Source organism: Streptococcus equinus (genome assembly GCF_900104225.1).
Lineage (GTDB): Bacteria > Bacillota > Bacilli > Lactobacillales > Streptococcaceae > Streptococcus > Streptococcus equinus_D.
This window is the reverse complement of sequence record NZ_FNJK01000002.1, coordinates 155,915-175,945: the sequence shown is the minus strand read 5'-3', so window position 1 is coordinate 175,945 and position 20,031 is coordinate 155,915. Positions and strand designations below refer to the sequence as shown.

General features: G+C 37.4%; 16 protein-coding genes. 1 reads left to right on the top strand and 15 read right to left on the bottom strand.

What is annotated here, in order from left to right; translation table 11 throughout:
- Positions 1–2 precede the first annotated feature (2 nt).
- The 7 genes from BLP98_RS03640 to udk all read right to left on the bottom strand — a co-directional run bounded on the left by BLP98_RS03640 (position 3) and on the right by udk (position 6,533).
- Positions 3–497, bottom strand: coding sequence for a GAF domain-containing protein (locus BLP98_RS03640; protein WP_074481964.1), 495 nt, complete (start codon positions 495–497; stop codon positions 3–5).
- A gap of 140 nt (positions 498–637) precedes the next feature.
- Positions 638–1,228, bottom strand: a complete 591-nt coding sequence (gene leuD / locus BLP98_RS03635; RefSeq protein ID WP_074481963.1) for a 3-isopropylmalate dehydratase small subunit — start codon at positions 1,226–1,228, stop codon at positions 638–640.
- 12 nt (positions 1,229–1,240) lie between these two features.
- Positions 1,241–2,629 (bottom strand): 3-isopropylmalate dehydratase large subunit, encoded by a 1,389-nt coding sequence (gene leuC / locus BLP98_RS03630; protein ID WP_074481962.1) that lies wholly within the window; start codon positions 2,627–2,629, stop codon positions 1,241–1,243.
- Positions 2,630–2,666: 37 nt separating this feature from the next.
- The gene (locus BLP98_RS03625; RefSeq protein WP_074481961.1) at positions 2,667–2,945 is read right to left on the bottom strand and encodes a DUF1294 domain-containing protein; all 279 of its coding nucleotides are present in this window, start codon (positions 2,943–2,945) and stop codon (positions 2,667–2,669) included.
- On the bottom strand, positions 2,942–3,979 hold the full coding sequence (gene leuB, locus BLP98_RS03620; RefSeq protein WP_074482234.1) for a 3-isopropylmalate dehydrogenase: 1,038 nt from the start codon (positions 3,977–3,979) through the stop codon (positions 2,942–2,944). The genes BLP98_RS03625 and leuB overlap by 4 nt, the downstream gene beginning before the upstream one ends.
- Before the next feature lie 48 nt (positions 3,980–4,027).
- The gene (locus tag BLP98_RS03615; protein ID WP_074481960.1) at positions 4,028–5,593 is read right to left on the bottom strand and encodes a 2-isopropylmalate synthase; all 1,566 of its coding nucleotides are present in this window, start codon (positions 5,591–5,593) and stop codon (positions 4,028–4,030) included.
- Positions 5,594–5,900: 307 nt separating this feature from the next.
- Positions 5,901–6,533, bottom strand: coding sequence for a uridine kinase (gene udk, locus BLP98_RS03610; RefSeq protein WP_074481959.1), 633 nt, complete (start codon positions 6,531–6,533; stop codon positions 5,901–5,903).
- A gap of 154 nt (positions 6,534–6,687) precedes the next feature.
- Here udk and BLP98_RS03605 point away from each other — a divergent pair, with 154 nt between their 5' ends.
- Positions 6,688–7,773: a DEAD/DEAH box helicase gene (locus BLP98_RS03605; protein ID WP_074481958.1), complete on the top strand. Its 1,086-nt coding sequence runs from the start codon at positions 6,688–6,690 to the stop codon at positions 7,771–7,773.
- A gap of 410 nt (positions 7,774–8,183) precedes the next feature.
- Here BLP98_RS03605 and BLP98_RS03600 read toward each other — a convergent pair whose 3' ends face one another.
- The 8 genes from BLP98_RS03600 to acnA form a co-directional block, all read right to left on the bottom strand.
- Positions 8,184–9,827, bottom strand: coding sequence for a phosphoenolpyruvate carboxykinase (ATP) (locus BLP98_RS03600; protein WP_074481957.1), 1,644 nt, complete (start codon positions 9,825–9,827; stop codon positions 8,184–8,186).
- Positions 9,828–10,011: 184 nt separating this feature from the next.
- Complete coding sequence (locus tag BLP98_RS03595) at positions 10,012–11,442, bottom strand: NADP-dependent glyceraldehyde-3-phosphate dehydrogenase (RefSeq protein ID WP_074481956.1); 1,431 nt, start codon at positions 11,440–11,442, stop codon at positions 10,012–10,014.
- A gap of 352 nt (positions 11,443–11,794) precedes the next feature.
- Positions 11,795–13,528, bottom strand: a complete 1,734-nt coding sequence (gene ptsP, locus BLP98_RS03590) for a phosphoenolpyruvate--protein phosphotransferase (RefSeq protein ID WP_074481955.1) — start codon at positions 13,526–13,528, stop codon at positions 11,795–11,797.
- A gap of 4 nt (positions 13,529–13,532) precedes the next feature.
- Positions 13,533–13,796 (bottom strand): phosphocarrier protein HPr, encoded by a 264-nt coding sequence (locus tag BLP98_RS03585; RefSeq protein WP_003064009.1) that lies wholly within the window; start codon positions 13,794–13,796, stop codon positions 13,533–13,535.
- 219 nt (positions 13,797–14,015) lie between these two features.
- A complete protein-coding gene (locus tag BLP98_RS03580) occupies positions 14,016–14,816 on the bottom strand; it encodes a putative ABC transporter permease (RefSeq protein ID WP_074481954.1) in 801 nt (266 codons plus the stop codon).
- Between the two features lie 77 nt (positions 14,817–14,893).
- Positions 14,894–16,069, bottom strand: a complete 1,176-nt coding sequence (gene icd, locus BLP98_RS03575; protein WP_074481953.1) for an NADP-dependent isocitrate dehydrogenase — start codon at positions 16,067–16,069, stop codon at positions 14,894–14,896.
- A gap of 30 nt (positions 16,070–16,099) precedes the next feature.
- Positions 16,100–17,218, bottom strand: a complete 1,119-nt coding sequence (locus BLP98_RS03570; RefSeq protein ID WP_074481952.1) for a citrate synthase — start codon at positions 17,216–17,218, stop codon at positions 16,100–16,102.
- A 3-nt stretch (positions 17,219–17,221) separates the two neighbouring features.
- Positions 17,222–19,885 carry an aconitate hydratase AcnA gene (gene acnA, locus BLP98_RS03565; protein ID WP_074481951.1) on the bottom strand — a complete coding sequence of 888 codons (2,664 nt, stop codon included), beginning with the start codon at positions 19,883–19,885 and terminating at the stop codon, positions 17,222–17,224.
- Positions 19,886–20,031: the final 146 nt, after the last annotated feature.

Below are 20,031 nucleotides of genomic sequence, written 5' to 3'. Positions count from 1 at the left end.
TATTATTCAACTCCAAACATATCTAAATTCCAATATGATTTTTCAACAAGAATCGCTGCTAATTTTTCAAGGTATTCTTGGTCAATAGCATCGTAATCATCCGTCAAACGTGAGTCCAAGTCTAAAACACCAACTAATTTACCATCTTTGACCATAGGAACAACGATTTCACTCATGGCAGCTGAATCACAAGCGATATAATTAGCGTGTTTTGTGACATCTGCGACAATCATTGTTTCACGATTAGCAGCCGATTCTCCACAAACACCTTTACCAAGCTTAATGTGCACACAAGATACACCACCTTGGAATGGCCCTAAAAGCAACTCTTCACCATTATAAAGGTAAAATCCTGTAAAAACAGAATTTGGCAAAGTCATTTTTAAAAGCGCACTGGCATTTGAAAGGTTTGACAACAAGTTCTTCTCGTTAGCAAATAAAGCATTTGCTTGCGCTAACATGATTTCATAATTCTCAATTTTCTTAGTATTTTCCATAAGGTTAATTATAGCAAAAAAACGCCACTTCGTCATACTTTGAAAAATGATATTTGAGTAAAAAAGAGCTGAGACAATGGCATCTCAACTCAATTTATATTAAAATGACTGCTTCGTTTGTTTACCTACTGATTTTTAACTTATTGCCAGTAACTTGGTCGATTGTTTTCGTAGGCTGAAATTAAATCTTCGTATTGAAGGGTAATTCCAATATCATCAAGGCCAAGAACCAATTTACGCTTCCACTCACCATCAATGTCAAACGGAAATTCTCCAGCTGATGATTTAATGACTTGATTTGGCAAATCAATAGTAATTTCTTCTCCTGCTGGTAGAGCTGCTAATTTCTGACGAACTTCCAAAGGTTGAACAATTGGAAGCATTCCATTTTTCAATTCGTTATTATAATGAATATCTGAAAATGAACCAGCAATGACACATCGGAAACCATAATCTTCCAAAGCCCAAGCCGCATGCTCACGTGATGACCCTGATCCAAAGTTATCTCCAGAAATCAAGATAGTTGCATCACGATATTCAGGTTGGTTAAAGATAAAATCAGGATTTTCATCATAATTATCATTAAGATAACGCCACTCAAACAAGAGATTCTTACCAAAACCTTTTTTATCAACTGCTTTTAAGAATTGCTTAGGAATGAGTTGGTCAGTATCAATATTATCATTCATCAAAGGGACAGATTTCCCTGTGTAAACAGTAAATTTTTCCATTATCTCTCTCCTTTACTGAACTTCTGATAGTTGACGAACATCAACGAACTTACCTGCAATAGCTGCCGCTGCTGCCATAGCTGGGCTACAAAGGTGAGTTCTTGCTCCGAAACCTTGACGTCCTTCAAAGTTACGGTTACTTGTTGAGGCACAATGAACCCCCTCTGGCACGTGGTCTGGATTCATTCCAAGACACATTGAGCATCCTGGTTCACGCCATTCAAAACCAGCATCCATAAAAATTTTATCAAGGCCAAGACGCTCTGCCTCTTTCTTAACTGGACGAGATCCTGGAACAACAATAGCTGTTAGTTTTGGCGAAATGTGTTTGCCTTCAACAATCTTAGCTGCCAATTGAAGATCTGAAAGGCGAGCATTAGTACAAGATCCAATGAAAACATAGCCAAGATCAATATCTTCAGCTTTATCACCAGGTTTGATATCCATATAATGATAGGCACGTTCATCATTCATATCTTTAATTTCTGGGAATGGTTTACCAAATTCAACACCCATTTCTGGGTTTGTTCCCCAAGTCACCATCGGTGCCAATTCAGAAACATCAATGGTAATAACCTTGTCATATTCAGCATCTGGATCAGAAACCAATGTTTTCCAATCTTCTACGGCCTGCTCAAATTTTTCACCTTTTGGTGCTGCTTCGCGACCTTTAACATAATCAAAAGTTTTTTGGTCTGGATTCATCAAGCCCATTTTTGCACCAAATTCAATAGACATATTAGCAATAGTCATGCGTTCATCCATTGAAAGAGCATCAATGGCTTCACCACAATACTCAACCGCATAACCAACACCAGCATCAACGCCATATTGAGCAATCAGAGCAAGGATAAAGTCTTTTGAGTACACACCTTTTTGTGGTTTTCCGACAAATTCAACCTTCATTTTTTTCGGTTTTACTTGCCAGATACATTGTGTAGCAAACACATGTTCAACTTCTGATGTTCCGATACCAAAAGCAATTGCTCCAAAAGCACCATGAGTTGCTGTATGGCTGTCCCCGCAGACAATAAATTTACCAGGTTGACTGCGTCCTGTTTCTGGACCTACCATGTGCACAATTCCTTGACGTTCTGTACCATGTGTTGCCGCATCAATGCCAAATTCTTCAACATTTCGGGCAAGAGTGTCAATTTGATTTTTTGAAATCAAATCACGAATATTGAAAATATCAACCGTTGGAACATTATGGTCAGTTGTTCCAAATGTTAACTCTGGACGACGCACTTTACGACCAGCATCTCTAAGACCTTGAAAAGCCTGCGGACTTGTTACTTCATGAATATAATGCTGATCCACATACATAAGCTGAGGTTCACCTTCTTCACCTGTAATCACGTGACGTTCCCAAAGCTTATCAAAAATCGATTTTCCGCTCATATTTTCCTCCACTGTCTTCTTATTTATTCCTTAACCATCAATGCCACATGACTAAAAGCCAATAAACAAAAGCAATGTCAATAATAATCCCTAAATACCAACATACTTTAAAATACCATTTTAAGGTTTTATGGTGAAAAAACTTACCGCCAAGTAAAGCTCCCACTCCACCAAGTAAAATACTTTCCCACAATAATGTCTTTTCTGGAATTCGCCAATGGCCAGACTTAGCCTTTTGTTTATCAACACCATAAGTGATAAAGACAAAGACATTCCATAGAATAAAAACAAGGACTGTATAATCTTTTAAACTCATAGATTTGCAATAATTGCTGCTGTCATTTCTGTTGTTGAAGCTTGACCACCTAAATCACGCGTCAAAATACCTTGATTAAAGGTTTTATCAACAGCTTCTTCAATCATTTCTGCTCCAGCAAGCTCTCCAAAACTTTCGCGAAGCATCATAGCTACTGACAAAATCATACTAACCGGATTGGCAATCCCTTTTCCAGCAATATCAGGTGCTGAACCATGGATTGGTTCATAAAGACTTGGTCCGTTTTCTGAATGACTAGCTGAAGGCATAACCCCAAGAGTACCAGGAAGAACACTTGACTCATCAGAGAGAATATCACCAAATAGATTTTCAGTCACCACAACATCAAAACGTGATGGATTTGTAATCATAATCATAGCTGCACTATCCACTAATTGATGTTCCAATGTCACATCTGGAAATTCTAGAGCAACTTCTTCAGCCACTTTTCGCCATAATTTTGAAGTTGCTAGAACATTTTGTTTATCAATGCTAGTTACTTTTTTGCCACGAACTTGAGCCAATTCAAAGGCTTTGCGAATGATTCGACGAATTTCTTGAGCAGAATAATCATTAATATCACGTGCCGCTTCATCTTCCAACTTATGTTCACCAAAGTAGATACCACCAGTCAATTCACGAACCACCACAAAATCAACCCCTTCAATGCGTTCAGGTTTCAATGGTGACAAGTGTTTAAGGGCATCAAAGATACGAACTGGACGAATATTAGCAAACAAGTTCAATTCTTTACGAATAGCAAGCAAACCTTGCTCAGGACGAACTGTTGCATTATCGTATTTTGGTCCACCAATAGCTGCTAGCAAAATAGCATCCGCTGCTTTAGCGGCATCTAAGGTATCTTTTGGTAGGGGATGACCACAAGCGTCAATCCCTGCACCACCAAAAGGTTTAGCATTAATATCGTAATCAAATCCAATTTTATCAGCAACAGCTTCAAGAACTTCTAAACCAGCTGCCATAATTTCTGGGCCAATACCATCACCAGCCAAAGTCACAATCTTTTTAGTCATAATCATCACTTGCGAGAAAACAAACTGTTCTTCACGCTCTATCCTTTCTTAATCATTTGTAGGCACATCACGGAATGAAACAGCTTTTCCAATTTCTCCCGCATTTTCTTTTTGAACCAAAGCATTAGCATTAACATAAGCAATGGCACCTGCTTTTAAAACATCAAAATCAATACCTGATGCATTGAAAATAGTACCCGTATCGATGTTTTCAATAGAAACAGACACACGAGCTTGTGAATCAATACCATCTGTTACAGCATCCATAGTATAGCTAAGAAGACGAACTTTTTGATTAAAGAATTTATCGACGGCATTATAAATAGCTTCTACAGAACCTTTACCATCAGCTGCTACATCAACTTCTTCATCCTCAGCATTAATCATCACCACTTCAGCAGTCACTGTTTCATCTGGATTAGAAGTTAATTTCAAATCACCAAAGTGGAAACCTTCAGGATTTTCAATTTCTGTACCCGCAACCAAGGCACGAATATCAGCATCTGTAATTTCTGTTTTCTTATCAGCCAATTTTTTGAATTTGCTAAAGAGCGGTTTGATTTCATTTTCTTCAAAAGCAATTTCCAACTCTTTTAGTTTTTCAACAAAGGCATGACGACCTGAAAGTTTACCAAGTGGAAGTGAGTTATGCTTAACACCAACTAGTTCTGGAGTAATAATTTCGTAAGTAAGTGGATTTTTAAGCACACCATCTTGGTGAATACCTGATTCGTGCGAGAAGGCATTACCGCCGACCACAGCTTTATTTTTAGGAATTGGAATACCTGAGAAACGAGAAATCAATTCTGACGTATTAACTGTTTCGTTAAGAATAATATCTGATGTTGCTTGGTAGTAATCTTCACGAATGTTAAGAGCCACTGCGATTTCTTCAAGAGCAACGTTACCAGCACGTTCACCAATGCCATTAACAGTACCTTCTACACGGCCTGCACCATTTTTAATAGCTGCAAGGGTATTAGCAGTAGCCATACCAAGGTCATCATGGCAGTGTGGACTGAAAATAATATCACGGTCAGATTTTACATTTTCAATGAGGTATTTAAAAATATTACCGAATTCTTCAGGTGTTGTAAATCCTACAGTATCTGGAATATTAATATAGGTAGCACCTGCGTCTACTGCCGTCTGAACTACTTCAAGCAAGTAATCAAGTTCTGTACGAGTGGCATCTTCAGGAGAAAACTCTACTACATCAAATTTACTACGCGCATAAGTAACATGTTCCTTGATAATATCAAGAATTTCTTCTTTTGATTTTTTCAGTTTGTATTCACGGTGAATAGGGCTTGTAGCAATGAAAACGTGACATTGTGGGTATTTAGCATCCTTCAAAGCTTCATAACAAGCATCAATATCAGATTTCACAGAACGTGCCAAACCTGATACCGCTGTTGTTGTCATAGCTTCTGAAATTTGACGAACAGCTTCAAAAGAATCGGGACTTGCTGCTGGGAATCCCGCTTCAATAGAAGCAATGCCCCATTTTTCAAGTTGCTTAGCAATCGCAACTTTTTCTTTAACTGAAAAATTCACCCCTGGCGTTTGTTCGCCATCACGAAGAGTGGTATCAAGAAATTCAACTTTACGCATAGTAACCTCTTTCTAATTCTAGCAAAAACATTAAAATAAAAATAAAAACATCTCACGGCCAAGCGAGATGTTTTTATCCCGCTTGGTAAGCCAAACAGGACTAATGCTCTTTCTGCACTAGCCCTCATTACGCAATAGCAAGACTGTCATTGTTGCGAATGTCATTGACTTATTTTCCCTTCGATGTTTTTCGTTTTTTAACATAATACCCCTTTCTAAGGTAAAAGTCAACAGAATAATCTAAATAAAACAAATTTTCTGAAAATAATTTCAAAAAAGTAAAAGAGCTGGTTTTCCAGCCCTTCACTTATTCTTCGTTATCTTTCAAAATTGCAGCAATTTTAGTATTGATAAGGTCGATTGCGACAACATTTGAAGCACCTTCTGGGATGATGATGTCTGCATAACGTTTTGTTGGTTCGATGAATTGATGGAACATTGGTTTAACCACTGAAGTGTATTGTTCAATAACACTATCAAGGCTACGTCCGCGTTCTTCCATATCACGTTTGATACGGCGGATAATACGGATATCATCATCAGTATCAACAAAAAGTTTGATATCCATCAAATCACGAAGACGTTTGTCTTCAAGAACCAAGATACCTTCAACGATGATAACATCTTGAGGTTCTTGGCGATATGTTTTTTCACTACGTGTGTGTAGTGTGTAATCGTAAATTGGAATATCTACTGGGCGACCTGCAATCAATTCATTGATGTGTTCAATCATCAAATCAGTATCAAAAGCAAGTGGGTGGTCATAGTTAGTTGATACACGTTCTTCAAAAGTCAAGTGGCTTTGATCTTTATAGTAAGAATCGTGTTGAATCATAGCAATTTTTTGATCTTGGAAATTTGCCAAAATTGCTTTAGAAACGCTGGTTTTTCCGCCTCCAGAACCACCAGTCACACCAATAATAATAGGTTTTTTACGCATTTATTACTCCAAATAAAAAATATTTCCTATCTATTCTACTACTTTTTCCAAATTTTTCAAACATTGAAATCCCTTACTTGCCTTTTAAATAAAAAAACTTAGCTTTTTCTATGTTATAATGAAATAAAGATTTAAAACATAGAAAAGGAAACTTATGATTTCACAATTTCCATCTGTCTGGCAAGACCAACTAAAAAATGCTGGTTTTACAGAATTAACAGACATTCAAAAACAAGTTTTTGAACCTATTTCACAAGGAGACAATTTACTTGGTATCAGTCCAACAGGGACTGGTAAAACCTTGGCTTATCTATTTCCAGCATTATTAAAACTAAAACCTAAAAAATCTCAACAATTATTGATTTTAGCACCAAATACAGAATTAGCTGGGCAAATTTTTGAGGTTACAAAAACATGGGCTGAACTTCTCAATCTGTCAACTCAACTCTTCATCTCTGGTTCTAGTCAAAAACGTCAAATCGAACGTTTGAAAAAAGGTCCTGAAATTCTTATCGGAACACCAGGGCGTGTCTTTGAATTAGTTAAACTCAAAAAAATTAAGATGATGAATGTTGATACCATCATCTTGGATGAATTTGACGAATTGCTTAGTGATTCACAGTACCACTTTGTTGAAAACATCATTCACCGTGTTCCACGTGACCACCAAATGATTTACATGAGTGCAACAGATAAAGTTGATCCTGAGGTTCTTGCTGAAAATACTTTAACCATTGACCTTTCTGATCAGACTTTAGATCAAATTGCTCACTACTACATCTCTGTTGATAAGCGTGATCGTCTAGAATTACTTCGTAAATTCTCAAATATTCCAGAATTTCGTGGCTTAGTCTTCTTCAACAGTTTGTCTGATTTAGGAGCCACTGAGGAACGTCTTCAATTTAACAATGTCCAAGCTGTTTCACTAGCTTCTGATATTAACGTGAAGTTCCGTAAAGTTATTCTTGAAAAATTCAAAAACCACGAACTCTCATTACTTCTTGCTACTGATCTTGTCGCACGCGGTATTGACATCGATAATCTTGAATATGTTATCAACTTCGACCTTGCTCGTGACAAAGAAACTTACACACACCGTGCTGGACGAACAGGACGTATGGGGAAAGCTGGTGTCGTGATTACCTTTATCACACACAAAGAAGAATTGAAAAAACTGAAAAAATACGCTCCTGTCTCAGAAGTTTACCTCAAGAAACAAGAAATTCATTTAAAAAAATAAAATAGTAAGCTAAAGAAGCTGAGACAAAAGTCCTCAGCTTCTTTATTTATATAGTTGTTGTTTACAAGACGCAGTAGTTGAGTGGGTTCTAATACGCTGATAAATCAGATTTTACAATCCTTTTGACATCAAGCTACGCTTGACTTCATTTCCAACCTCAAAAGGTTCCCCAAACCTTTTGAGCCTTGCGGGGGTGAGTTAAAAAGGTTCGGTGAACCTTTTTAATCGGGAAATAAAACTTACGGAGTAAGTGTCAAAAACGGTCTGGGAATAGACCGTTTTAGGTCAGCAACAAGAAATTAAGACTTGCTGAGAAATCGAATTTCTACGAAATTACTAATTCGCTTTTTAATTTTTAGGCTCATGAATAAAATCTCCACTGGAGACTTTATTTGTCTCACTCCCTTTTCTTATTTCAAATTATTAATAACTCTTTCCAAACGTGAGATAGCTTCAACTGGCAAAGCAAGTTTTGGATTATTTTGGTTGAATGATAACAAATAATTCAAGCGGAACTGCATACGAGAGCGGATGAGTTGTTTGTACTTATTATCAAAATTGTGAACAGGGTATTCCGGTAAAGCTAAGTATTCAAAGCCTTCGATTGGACCAAAATCTTTAAATTCTGTATCGCCATCGACAATTTTTTCAATTATGCCAAGAGAAACTTCTTTTGGAATACTTTGTCCCATATAAGTTCCGGTATTAATGATATAACAATCAACATCTCCTTCAAATAATGAACGGAATTTTTGATAATCCTCAACCAAAGGATAAACTCTAAATGGATTAGCAAACGGCTCAATAACAAGCGTTTGTCTATTACCTTCAATATTTTCAGCACTTGAGCGTTTGGTCATCAAAGTACAACCCATTGTAGCTGCCATCAGAGGATCATTAACCTTAATCAATGGAGGTAGTGAATCGTCTTTCATAATCCAGAAGATAGCATTAATTGGCTCTTCAATATGGTCAACACGATTTGGTGTTGCGAAACGAGACTTAACCGTTCGACCATTACCATTTCGAATATCTTCTGTCATCAATTTCTTACGACCATTTTCATCCAAAGTCACCCCACAATTTTGTACTGTTACAAAGAAATCTTGTTCTGGGTGTCCTGTTGGGTAATCATTGGTTTTATCAAAATAGGATGGTTCTAGTGCAATAGATGAACCATCTTTCTCTGAAATGACAAAAGCATCATCATGCAAAACTTTGATATCATATTTACCATTGTGCTTAGCATGAGTTAGAGTAGATTTTCCTGAACCAGATAAACCAAAGAATGATGCCACATAGTCATTTCCATCTTCCTTACCTTGGAAAATCTTCAAACCACCATGGCAAGAAACGTAGCCATTACGGGCCGCTGTCCCCCAAGCAAGTGTCAAGGTAGCTTTTTTCAACTCACCAAAGTAATTAAGTCCCAAAATAGCAACACAGTTATGGTTAGTATCAAAATAAACTAGACCATCTGGATAAGCTGGATGAGACCATTTAGGATCAAAGAAAACAAAAATGTCATCTTCATCGTAAGATTTAGAGACTTTCAAGCGATTCTTAAACTCTTCATCCAAAATTTGGAAATTCAATAACCATGAATAAAGATTGTTAATTTCTTCTTCAGGTACCATCAAATGTGCACGTACCATGAATTTTTCATCTAACCCTACAATAGCATCAGCTTTGTAAAATTGACGACGATGCGCTTGATAAACTGCACTTCTAACAATGGATAGCAAACGTTCATCTTCATCTTCGTCTTGACCAAAAATTCGACGTGCTTTAGCTGTTCGTCCAACGACTGCACCAGAATTTGTTAACAACACACGAGCATAGGAAGGCAGTCCCAATTCCTTAGTATGAATGACAGGCATGTCTAAAATCACTGTACCTGCAGCATTTGAAGCCAGTTGATATGCCTCTTCTAAGGTTTTAATTGGGTGAACCTGGTTTTCATAAAATGCTGTTTCGACAATAGTTTTTAATGCAGAAAAATACGGACTTGATTTGCGCATTTCTAAAGTTGAAAATTGATTACGTGTTACCATTTTCTACCTCCTATTGTATGGTTAATTTCATTCTACCAAAAAAGTATGCGTTTTCATAATTAAAAGTGTAAAAATATTAGAAAAAAGAAATAATTTCTAAAAATTTTCAAAAAAAGAACAACTTTCATTACTTCTATTTCTGAAAAATAAAAAAGGCTAGAACAAAGTTCTAACCTTTTATCTATTATTTGGCAATATCAAATACAGTAGATTTGACAGTTGTCATAGCTTCAATTGAATATTTCACACCTTGTGTTCCAGCACCAGATTTTTTAGCACCAAGGAATGGGAAGTTATCTGTACCACGTTGTGTTTTGTTGTTAATGTGAACAGTACCCACTTCAAGTTGTTCAGCAATCTTGAATGCTAATGGGAAGTTGTTTGTAAATACAGAAGCTTGAAGACCGTATTCAGATTTGTTTGAAATTTCGATAGCTTCTTCAACTGAGTTTACACGGATAAATGGAAGGACTGGACCAAATGGTTCTTCCCAAGCTAAACGCATGTCAGTTGTAACGTTATCAAACAATACTGGGCTGATGAGGTTACCTTCACGTTTGAATGAAATAACTTCTTTAGCACCTTTTTCTTGAGCATCTTTGATAAGACCTTCAACGTAATCAGCAGCTTTTGTATCAATAAGTGGAGTGATATCAGCGTTATCTTCTGGCATACCAACAGTCAAGTTGTTAACAAGTGCAGATACTTTTTCAACCAATTTGTCAGCAATGCTATCCATAACAAGAACACGTTTTACAGCTGTACAACGTTGTCCTGAGTATCCATAAGCACCAGCAACGATGTTTTTAGCAGCCAAGTCAAGATCAGCATCTTCAAGGATGATAGCTGAGTCTTTACCACCAAGTTCAAGCATGATTGGACGCATACCAGCCAAGTGACCAATGTGTTCACCAACTGGTGTAGATCCTGTAAAGTTGATGTAGTTAACAGCTTCGTGTTCTACAATGTAATCACCGATAACTGAACCACGTCCTGTGATTGTATTGAAGACACCTGCAGGAAGTCCAGCTTCAGCAAATGCTTCAGCCAAAAGAAGACCTGAGATAGAACCTTGCGTAGGTGGTTTAAGGGCAACAACGTTCCCTGAAATAAGGGCAGGAGCAATCTTAGAACCTGCAAGGTTGATTGGATAGTTAAATGGTGAAATAGCAAGTACCAATCCTACTGGTTCGCGACGAACAATAGCGATTTTTTTCTTGCTTGCTGGATCAAAGCTTCCACCTTCAAGAACTTCACCTTCAAGACGTACACCTTCTTCAGCGGCATAGTTAATGATTTCAGCAGTACGGATAACTTCACCAACGGCTGATTTGTAACCTTTAGCAATTTCTTTTGAAAGAACTGCACCGATTTTTTCAGCATCACGCATCAAAATATCTGCTGCTTTGTGAAGGTATTCAGCACGCTCTACGTATGAAAGTGCACGCCATGCTTTTTGAGCTGCTTTAGCAGATGCATAAACATAGTCTACTTCTTCTTGGCTCATTGCTGGAACAGAACCAAGTTCTTCACCAGTTGCGGGAGCGTAAATTTTGATTTCTTCTTTAGAAAGTTTCCACTCACCGTTGACGTAATTTTTATATTGTTTAGTCAAGTGATATCTCCTTTTAAATGTGATAACTCCATTTTATCACTTTTTTAACTTTTTTCAATATTTAAACACGAAAAAAGTCTGAAAATTTAGACAAAAACTTTGTATCGTCAAATAGTTATAATTATAAAATATCTAACAAAATGAGAAAACTTCTCTCATTACCGCTTATGTTTTGGTATAATCAGAATTTAGAGAATTTTTCAATTAATCAATTATTTGTATTTTATAACTTTCTTGAATATTTTTCCATTATAAAAAATACTAGACACTTAAATCAAATCCGATAAAAGTTTTAAAATTTTAACATTAAAAAAAGCTTTTAACAAAAACGTTAAAAGCTTCCTCATGTTAATTAGTCAACATTAACATATTCTTTGCTAAGCTCAAGAACTTCTTCCATTGTTGAGCATTCTGTAAGAGCACGGTTAGCGTATTCTTGCATTTTAGCAGTATCAAGTTTCTTCATCAAGCTACGTGTACGAAGAACTGATGTAGCTGACATAGAGAACTCATCAAGTCCCATTCCGACAAGAAGTGGAACAGCTTTTTGGTCGCCGGCCATTTCACCACACATACCAGCCCATTTACCTTCAGCGTGAGCTGCTTTGATAACGTTGTTAATCAAACGAAGGATTGATGGGTTGTATGGTTGGTAAAGGTATGAAACTTGTTCGTTCATACGGTCAGCAGCCATTGTGTATTGGATAAGGTCGTTTGTTCCGATTGAGAAGAAGTCAACTTCTTTCGCAAATTGGTCTGCAAGCATTGCTGCAGCTGGAATTTCGATCATGATACCAACTTGGATGTTGTCTGAAACAGCAACACCTTCAGCTTTAAGGTTAGCTTTTTCTTCATCAAAGATTGCTTTAGCAGCACGGAATTCTTTAAGAAGGGCAACCATTGGGAACATGATACGAAGTTGTCCGTGTACAGATGCACGAAGAAGTGCACGGATTTGTGTACGGAACATTGCATTTCCTGTTTCTGAGATAGAAATACGAAGTGCACGGAATCCAAGGAATGGGTTCATTTCTTTTGGAAGGTCGAAGTAAGGAAGTTCTTTATCTCCACCGATATCCATAGTACGAACCACAACTGGTTTACCATTCATGCCTTCAAGAACAGCCTTGTATGCTTCATATTGTTCGTCTTCAGTTGGGAAATCTTGTGAATCCATGTACAAGAATTCTGTACGGTAAAGACCAACTGCTTCAGCACCATTAGCGTTAACACCTTCAACGTCTTTAGGTGTACCAATGTTAGCTGCCAATTCAAAGTGTTTACCATCAGCTGTTACTGTTTCAGCATCTTTAAGAAGAGCCCATTCAGCTTTTTGTTTAGCATATGCTTCACCAGCAGCTTTAAATTCAGCAATTTCTTCATCTGTTGGATTGATGATAACATCACCAGTGATACCATTTACAGCTACGATATCGCCATCTTTAACGCGACTAGTGATATCGTTTGTCCCAAGAACAGCGGCAATTTCAAGAGTACGAGCCATGATAGCTGAGTGACTTGTACGTCCACCAATGTTAGTAACAAAGGCTTTAACGAATTTTTTGTTCAATTGGGCTGTATCAGAAGGTGTCAAATCGTGTGCGATAACGATTGATTCTTCATCAATTGCGGCAGGGTTAGGAAGTTTAGCACCAAGAAGGTGAGCCAATACACGTTTAGCAACGTCGCGGATATCTGCGGCACGTTCTTGCATGTATGGGTTATCTTCCATTCCTTCAAAGATAGTGATGAACATGTCAGTCACTTCTTTAAGTCCTGCTTCTGCGTTAGTTTGTTTTGCACGAATAGTTTCTTTAATTTGGCTGATCATTTCTGGGTCAGCAAGAACCATTAAATGTGCGTCAAATACGGCAGCTGCTTCTTCACCAAGTGTTTCTACTGCTTTTTCACGTATAATAGAAAGCTCGTCTTGTGATGCTTTCAATGCGGCATCTAGGCGAGCTTCCTCTGCACTTGTATCTTCAACTGTAACAGTTTCAAATGACAAATCAGGTTGAACAAGTAGATACGCTTTAGCAACAGCAACACCATCAGATGCGGCAATTCCTTTAAGCATTTCTGTCATTTTCTTAAGCCAATCCTTCTTTTGTCATTGTTTCTTCGATTGCTGCAAGTGCGTCATCAGCGTCAGCACCTTCAGCAGAGATAGTTACGTCAGCACCTTGACCAACACCAAGACTCATAACACCCATGATTGATTTAAGGTTTACTGCTTTACCTTTGTAGTCAAGAGTGATGTCTGAAGCAAATTTGCTAGCTGTTTGAACAAGCAAAGTAGCTGGACGTGCGTGAATACCTGTTTCTGCAACAATGTGAAAATCTTTTGAAGCCATATTATGGTTCTCCTTTTATTTGTGTTTTTTCGGATTACCTTATGATAACCCTTACAAGCTATGATTATAGCATAAACCCTTTTTTATTTCAATAGTTAGGTAACTTGTATGCGCCTTCTTTTTTGAAAAATTAAGGAAAATCGACATTTTTTAGCTGTAAAATTACCTGTTTTTTTCAAAAATAAATAGAAACAAGTTGAACTCGCTTCCATTTATTGATTAATCTTTTTTCTCAACCTTTTTTCTTTTCAAAGCCGCTGTTTGTTTTCGAAGCTCATTAAAGAATGGTGCCGTAGTCAAACTGAAGTTTTTATAGTTTCGAAGCATACGACGTTGGTTAAAACGAAATGGCTGTACTCCTTTTGCTTTTAATGTATCGTTAATATGAAGTCGCAGATTATCCAAACGCTTACTGAAGACTTCGGCTTGTTTTGACAAGTCTCCCACTTCATTTTTAACCGTTTCTCGTAATTTTTCTTGCTCTGCACGAACATATTTTTCAAAAGCTTGCGCTGCTTGTTGGAATTTCACCGTATCAAGGACTGTCCAAATCAAATCAGCTGTCATAAGACAAACAATCCCTAATGCTATCCATTGATTCAAATGATTTATCAAACGCATCACACCAGGCTGAATAAATTTAACAAGAATAACAATGCTAAATCCCCAAAAAAGAGAGATTCTTGGGGCAATCCAACCTTTAATATTTCCAACTTCATTGGTGTAATCCCAAAGTTTCATGTGGAAAAAGGTCTCCAGCAACCAAGCTGCAATAAATTCAAATATCGTTGCCACAAGCATACCACTAACAAAGAGACCTAAAAGATTATGCTGAAAGGGCTGTGTTGCTAACAAAACAGTTGTCACCGCAAAGCCATAAACTGGGCAATACGGTCCGACCAAAAAGCCACGATAAGCAAACTTTTTATCTTTTATAGAACAATAGATGGTCTCCCAAAGCCAACCAATGAATGAATAGATAAAAAATAGAAAAACGACATCCGTCACAGAATAGCCCATAAAACTCCAACCTCTAAAATTTAAACTATTCTCATTATAGCAAAAAACCTAGAACAAGACTTGTCCTAGGTTATGTTTTACATATTTTCAATAAGTTTTGCAGCAAATTCACTTGTTGAGCAAGCTTTTCCGCCTTGTGCTAAATCTGCTGTGAATTGACCTTTTGCAAATGTTTTTTCAATTGCTTGAGAAATCAAGCTAGCAACTTCAGTCCATCCAATGTAATCAAACAACATGCATCCAGATAAAAGAACTGAACAAGGATTAGCGATATCTTTACCAGCAATATCTGGTGCTGTTCCGTGAGTTGCTTCGAAGATAGCGTGGCCAGTCACATAGTTGATATTAGCACCTGGTGAAATGCCGATACCACCAACTTGAGCAGCAAGAGCATCACTTGCATAGTCACCATTAAGGTTTGTCAAAGCCACAACATCAAATCTTTCAGGATTAAGCAAAATTTGTTGCAAGAAGTTATCGGCAATAATGTCATTCATAACCAATTTTCCACTTGCCAATTCATCTGCGTATTCGCGTTCTGCTAATTCATAACCCCATTTTCGGAAGCCACCTTCAGTGAATTTTTGGATGTTTCCTTTGTGAACGATTGTGACATTTGTTAATTGATTAGCAAGAGCATATTCAATAGCAGAGCGAATCAAACGTTCACTGCCTTCTTTTGAAATTGGTTTAATACCAATGCTACTTGTTTCAGGAAAACGAATCTTGCTGACAGACATGTCATTTTGCAAGAATTCGATGACTTTTTTCACTTCAGGAGTGCCAGCTTCCCATTCAATACCAGCATAAATATCTTCGGTATTTTCACGGAAAATAGTAATACTTGTTTTTTCTGGTTCTTTAAGTGGACTTTCAATTCCTTTAAAATAACGAACTGGACGAACACAAGCATACAAATCCAATTCTTGGCGAAGCGTTACATTTAGTGAACGGATTCCGCCACCAACTGGTGTTTCTAGAGGGCCTTTGATAGCAATCAAATCTTCTTTAATCGTATCAAGCGTTTCTTCTGGTAACCATTTGCCAGTTGCTTCATGCGCTTTTTTACCAGCTAAAAGTTCATGCCACTCAACTTTCTTTTGACCTTGATAAGCTTTTTCAACAGCAGCATCAAAGACAGCACGCGCATTTTTCCAAATGTCACGTCCAACACCATCCCCTTCAATAAAAGGGATAATTGGATGATTAGAAACGACCAATTGGCCATTTTCTAAAGTGATTTTATCAGCCATAATTTTCCTTTTTTCCTTTCGTAATCTTTCTTAACGATCTTCAAGTGGAACATATTTCAAACCAAGTTCACCTTTATAACGAGAACGTGGACGAATCAATTTATTATGTTTTTGTTGTTCTTGAATATGAGCAATCCAACCAGCAACACGACTCATGGCAAAAATCAACGTAAAGATTGAACTATCAATACCAAGCACGTGATAAACTGTTGCTGAATAGAAATCGACGTTTGGAATCAAACCTTTAGTATGTTTCATGTAATCTTCAATTTCACGAGACAAATTAAACCAAACTTCATTTTCTGTTCCTTCTGTCAAAGCTTGAGCCATTTCACGAAGGTATTTTTCACGTGGGTCTTGTGTTTTATAAACACGGTGACCAAATCCCATGATTTTTTCTTGTGAATCAAGTTTTTCTTTTAGATAAGCTTTAGTATCACCCATTTCACGGATTTCAGTTAGCATGTCAAAGACACGTTCATTAGCACCACCGTGAAGAGGGCCTTTAAGAGTACCAATCGCTGTCGTTACACAAGAATAAATATCAGCCAATGTTGACGCACAAACACGTGCGGCAAATGTTGAGGCATTTAATTCATGGTCAGCATGTAGAACCAAAGCTCGATTTAAAGCTTTAACTTGCAATTCTGTTGGTTCTTCACCATTTAGCATATAAAGGAAATTAGCCGCAAAGCACAAATCCTTACGTGGTGCTACAGGTGTTTTTCCTTCACGCAAACGAGCAAAAGTTGCAATGATGGTTGGCATTTTTGCCATCAATTGAATAGATTGTTCGTAAGTTGCTTCTTCTGAGTTATCTTCCGCATTAACATTGTAAACTCCGAGTAGGCTAACTGTTGAACGAAGAACACTCATTGGATGTAAATGATTACGTGATTGAATCATAATACATTGCACAACAGCGTCACTGATAGCGTAATTATCACGAAGTAATTTTACAAAATCATCAAGTTGTGTTTTATTTGGCAAATGAAGGTTCCAAAGAAGGTAAATCACTTCTTCGAAACTTGCGTCATTGTCCATCAATTCTGAAATATTATAACCTGCGTAAGATAGATTATCATTAATAATCGAGCTAATACGGGTATTACAGGCGATTAAGTCTTTTAATCCACTTGATCCTGTCATATATTAAGCACCCCCTAATTTCTTTCTAACAACCATTGGTAGAATTCCGCCGTTTTTGTAGTAACGGATGTCAGCATCCGCATCAAAACGTACCATGGCTTTAAAGTGTTTTTCACCTGAGTCATCACGTGCAATCACATCAATAATATCGTGAATACCAGGATTTTCTGAAAGGTTAATATCGTATGTTTCGTAACCTGTTAATCCAAGGCTTTCTGCTGTTTCACCTTCTAAGAATTGCAATGGCAACACACCCATCATAACAAGGTTTGAGCGGTGAATACGTTCAAAACTTTCAGCAAGAACAGCCTTAACACCGAGAAGATTTGAACCTTTAGCAGCCCAGTCACGACTTGATCCCATACCGTAATCTTTACCAGCAATAACTAAAGTATCAACATTATCTTCTTTATAATGCATTGCTGCGTCATAAATTGGCATCAATTCACCGTTATATTTTGTATAACCACCAATTTTACCATCGGCTAATTGGTTTTGAATACGGATATTGGCAAATGTTCCGCGCATCATGACTTCGTGATTACCACGACGGCTACCGTATGAGTTGAAATCTAGGTAATCTACACCGTGTTCAGTCAAGTATTTAGCGGCAGGGCTATTTTTAGCGATGTTACCAGCTGGTGAAATATGGTCAGTTGTAACACTATCACCAAATTTAGCCAATGGTTTAAGGTTTTTAAGTGGTTTGATAGCCAAATCATCACCCAAGTGATCAAAGTATGGTGGATTTTGGATGTATGTTGACGCTTCATTCCAATGGTAAATTTTACTTTCTTCTGTTGGAATTTGGTTCCATTTTTCACTATCTGTAAAGACATGTTCATACTCATGTTCGAACAATTCGCGTGTGACAAATTTGTCAACATATTTTGCCACTTCATCATTTGTTGGCATAATGTCTTTAAGATAAACTGGCTCGTTATTTTGATCAAAACCAAGTGGTTCAGTTGTCAAATCAATGTTAGTATTTCCAGCAAGTGCATAGGCCACAACAAGCGGTGGGCTAGCAAGGAAATTAGCTTTGACAAGTGGATTAACACGTCCTTCAAAGTTACGGTTACCTGATAAAACTGCTGACGCTAACAAATCAGTATCTGTAATTGCCTCAGCTACTTCTGGACGAAGGCTACCTGAGTTACCGATACATGTTGTACAACCGTAACCAACAATGTTAAAGCCAAGTGTATCTAGATAAGTTTGCAAACCAGAGTTGCGAAGATAACCTGTCACCACTTTTGAACCTGGGGCAAGTGATGTTTTAACTGTTGGAGCTACGCGTAGACCACGTTCAACAGCATTTTTGGCAAGAAGTCCAGCTGACATCAACACGTAAGGATTTGAGGTATTCGTACATGACGTGATAGCTGCAATTGCCACATGTCCAGTCTTAATCTCAACATCTTGATCTTCAAAATGAACAGTTGCTGTTTTATTAATTTCATCAGCTGTAAGACCAAATCCTTGAACACCTGCTTCACGTACCAAGCTTTCTTGGAAAGTTTGTTTAGCTTGTGTCAAATCAATCAAATCTTGTGGACGTTTTGGTCCAGAGATACTTGGTGAAATAGTAGACAAATCAATTTCAACGACTTTAGTGTATTCAGCTTGATGTTCTGGATCGTAGAAAAGATTGTTACGTTTAGCATATTCTTTTGTCAATTCGATGTGAGTTTCATCACGGTTTGTCAAACGCATGTAGTTAAGTGTTTCATCATCGATTGGGAAATAACCACATGTAGCACCGTATTCAGGTGCCATATTAGCAATTGTCGCACGTTCTGCAAGACTAAGATTTGACAAACCATCACCGAAGTACTCAACGAATTTACCAACGACTTTTTCTTGACGAAGGACTTGTGTTACTTTAAGTGCCAAATCAGTCGCAGTAGCAATTTTTGGTAATTTACCAGTCAAACGCACACCGATGACTTCTGGAATCGGGAAGAATGACGCTTCACCAAGCATTGCTGCTTCGGCTTCGATACCTCCGACACCCCAACCAAGTACACCAATACCATTAATCATTGTTGTGTGGCTATCAGTACCAAACATTGAATCAGGGTAAAGCATGCCATCTTTTTCAATGACAACATCACTTAAATATTCAATGTTAACTTGGTGGATAATTCCTGTTGCTGGTGGAACAGCACGGTAGTTATCAAATGATTTCTCAGCCCATTTCAAAAATTCATAACGTTCATTGTTACGTTTAAATTCCATGTTGATGTTATCTTCTAAAGCTGTGTCACAGCCAAAGAAGTCGACTTGAACACTGTGGTCAATAACCAAATCAACTGGGATTTCAGGGTTAATAAGTTCTGCATCACCACCGTTTGAAACAATGGCATCGCGCATTGAGGCAAGGTCAACCACAACTGGTACACCAGTGAAGTCTTGTAGGATAACACGACTTGGTTTGAATGGCACTTCGCCTTGAATGTTTTTAGGATTGTAAGTTGCTAAATTTTTAATGTGACTTTTTGTAACATCTACTCCATCATACTTTCTGAGTAAACTTTCAAGTAATATACGAATAGTGTAAGGGATTCTTTTGATATTTCCTCCATAATGAGAAACGGCTTCTTCAAGATTTAGGTAAGAATAGTCATTCTCTTTGAAAGAAAATTTAGATAAGAACTCTGTCATGTACGGACCCCCGATTTTAATTATAGTGTTTTAATTATACAAAATTCAGAAAATTTTGTCAACATTAATTCACAAGAGCGTGTCAGCTTTTCTGACACCACTTGTTACCTTATTTGTTGAATCTGCAAAAGTCTTGATATTACTAT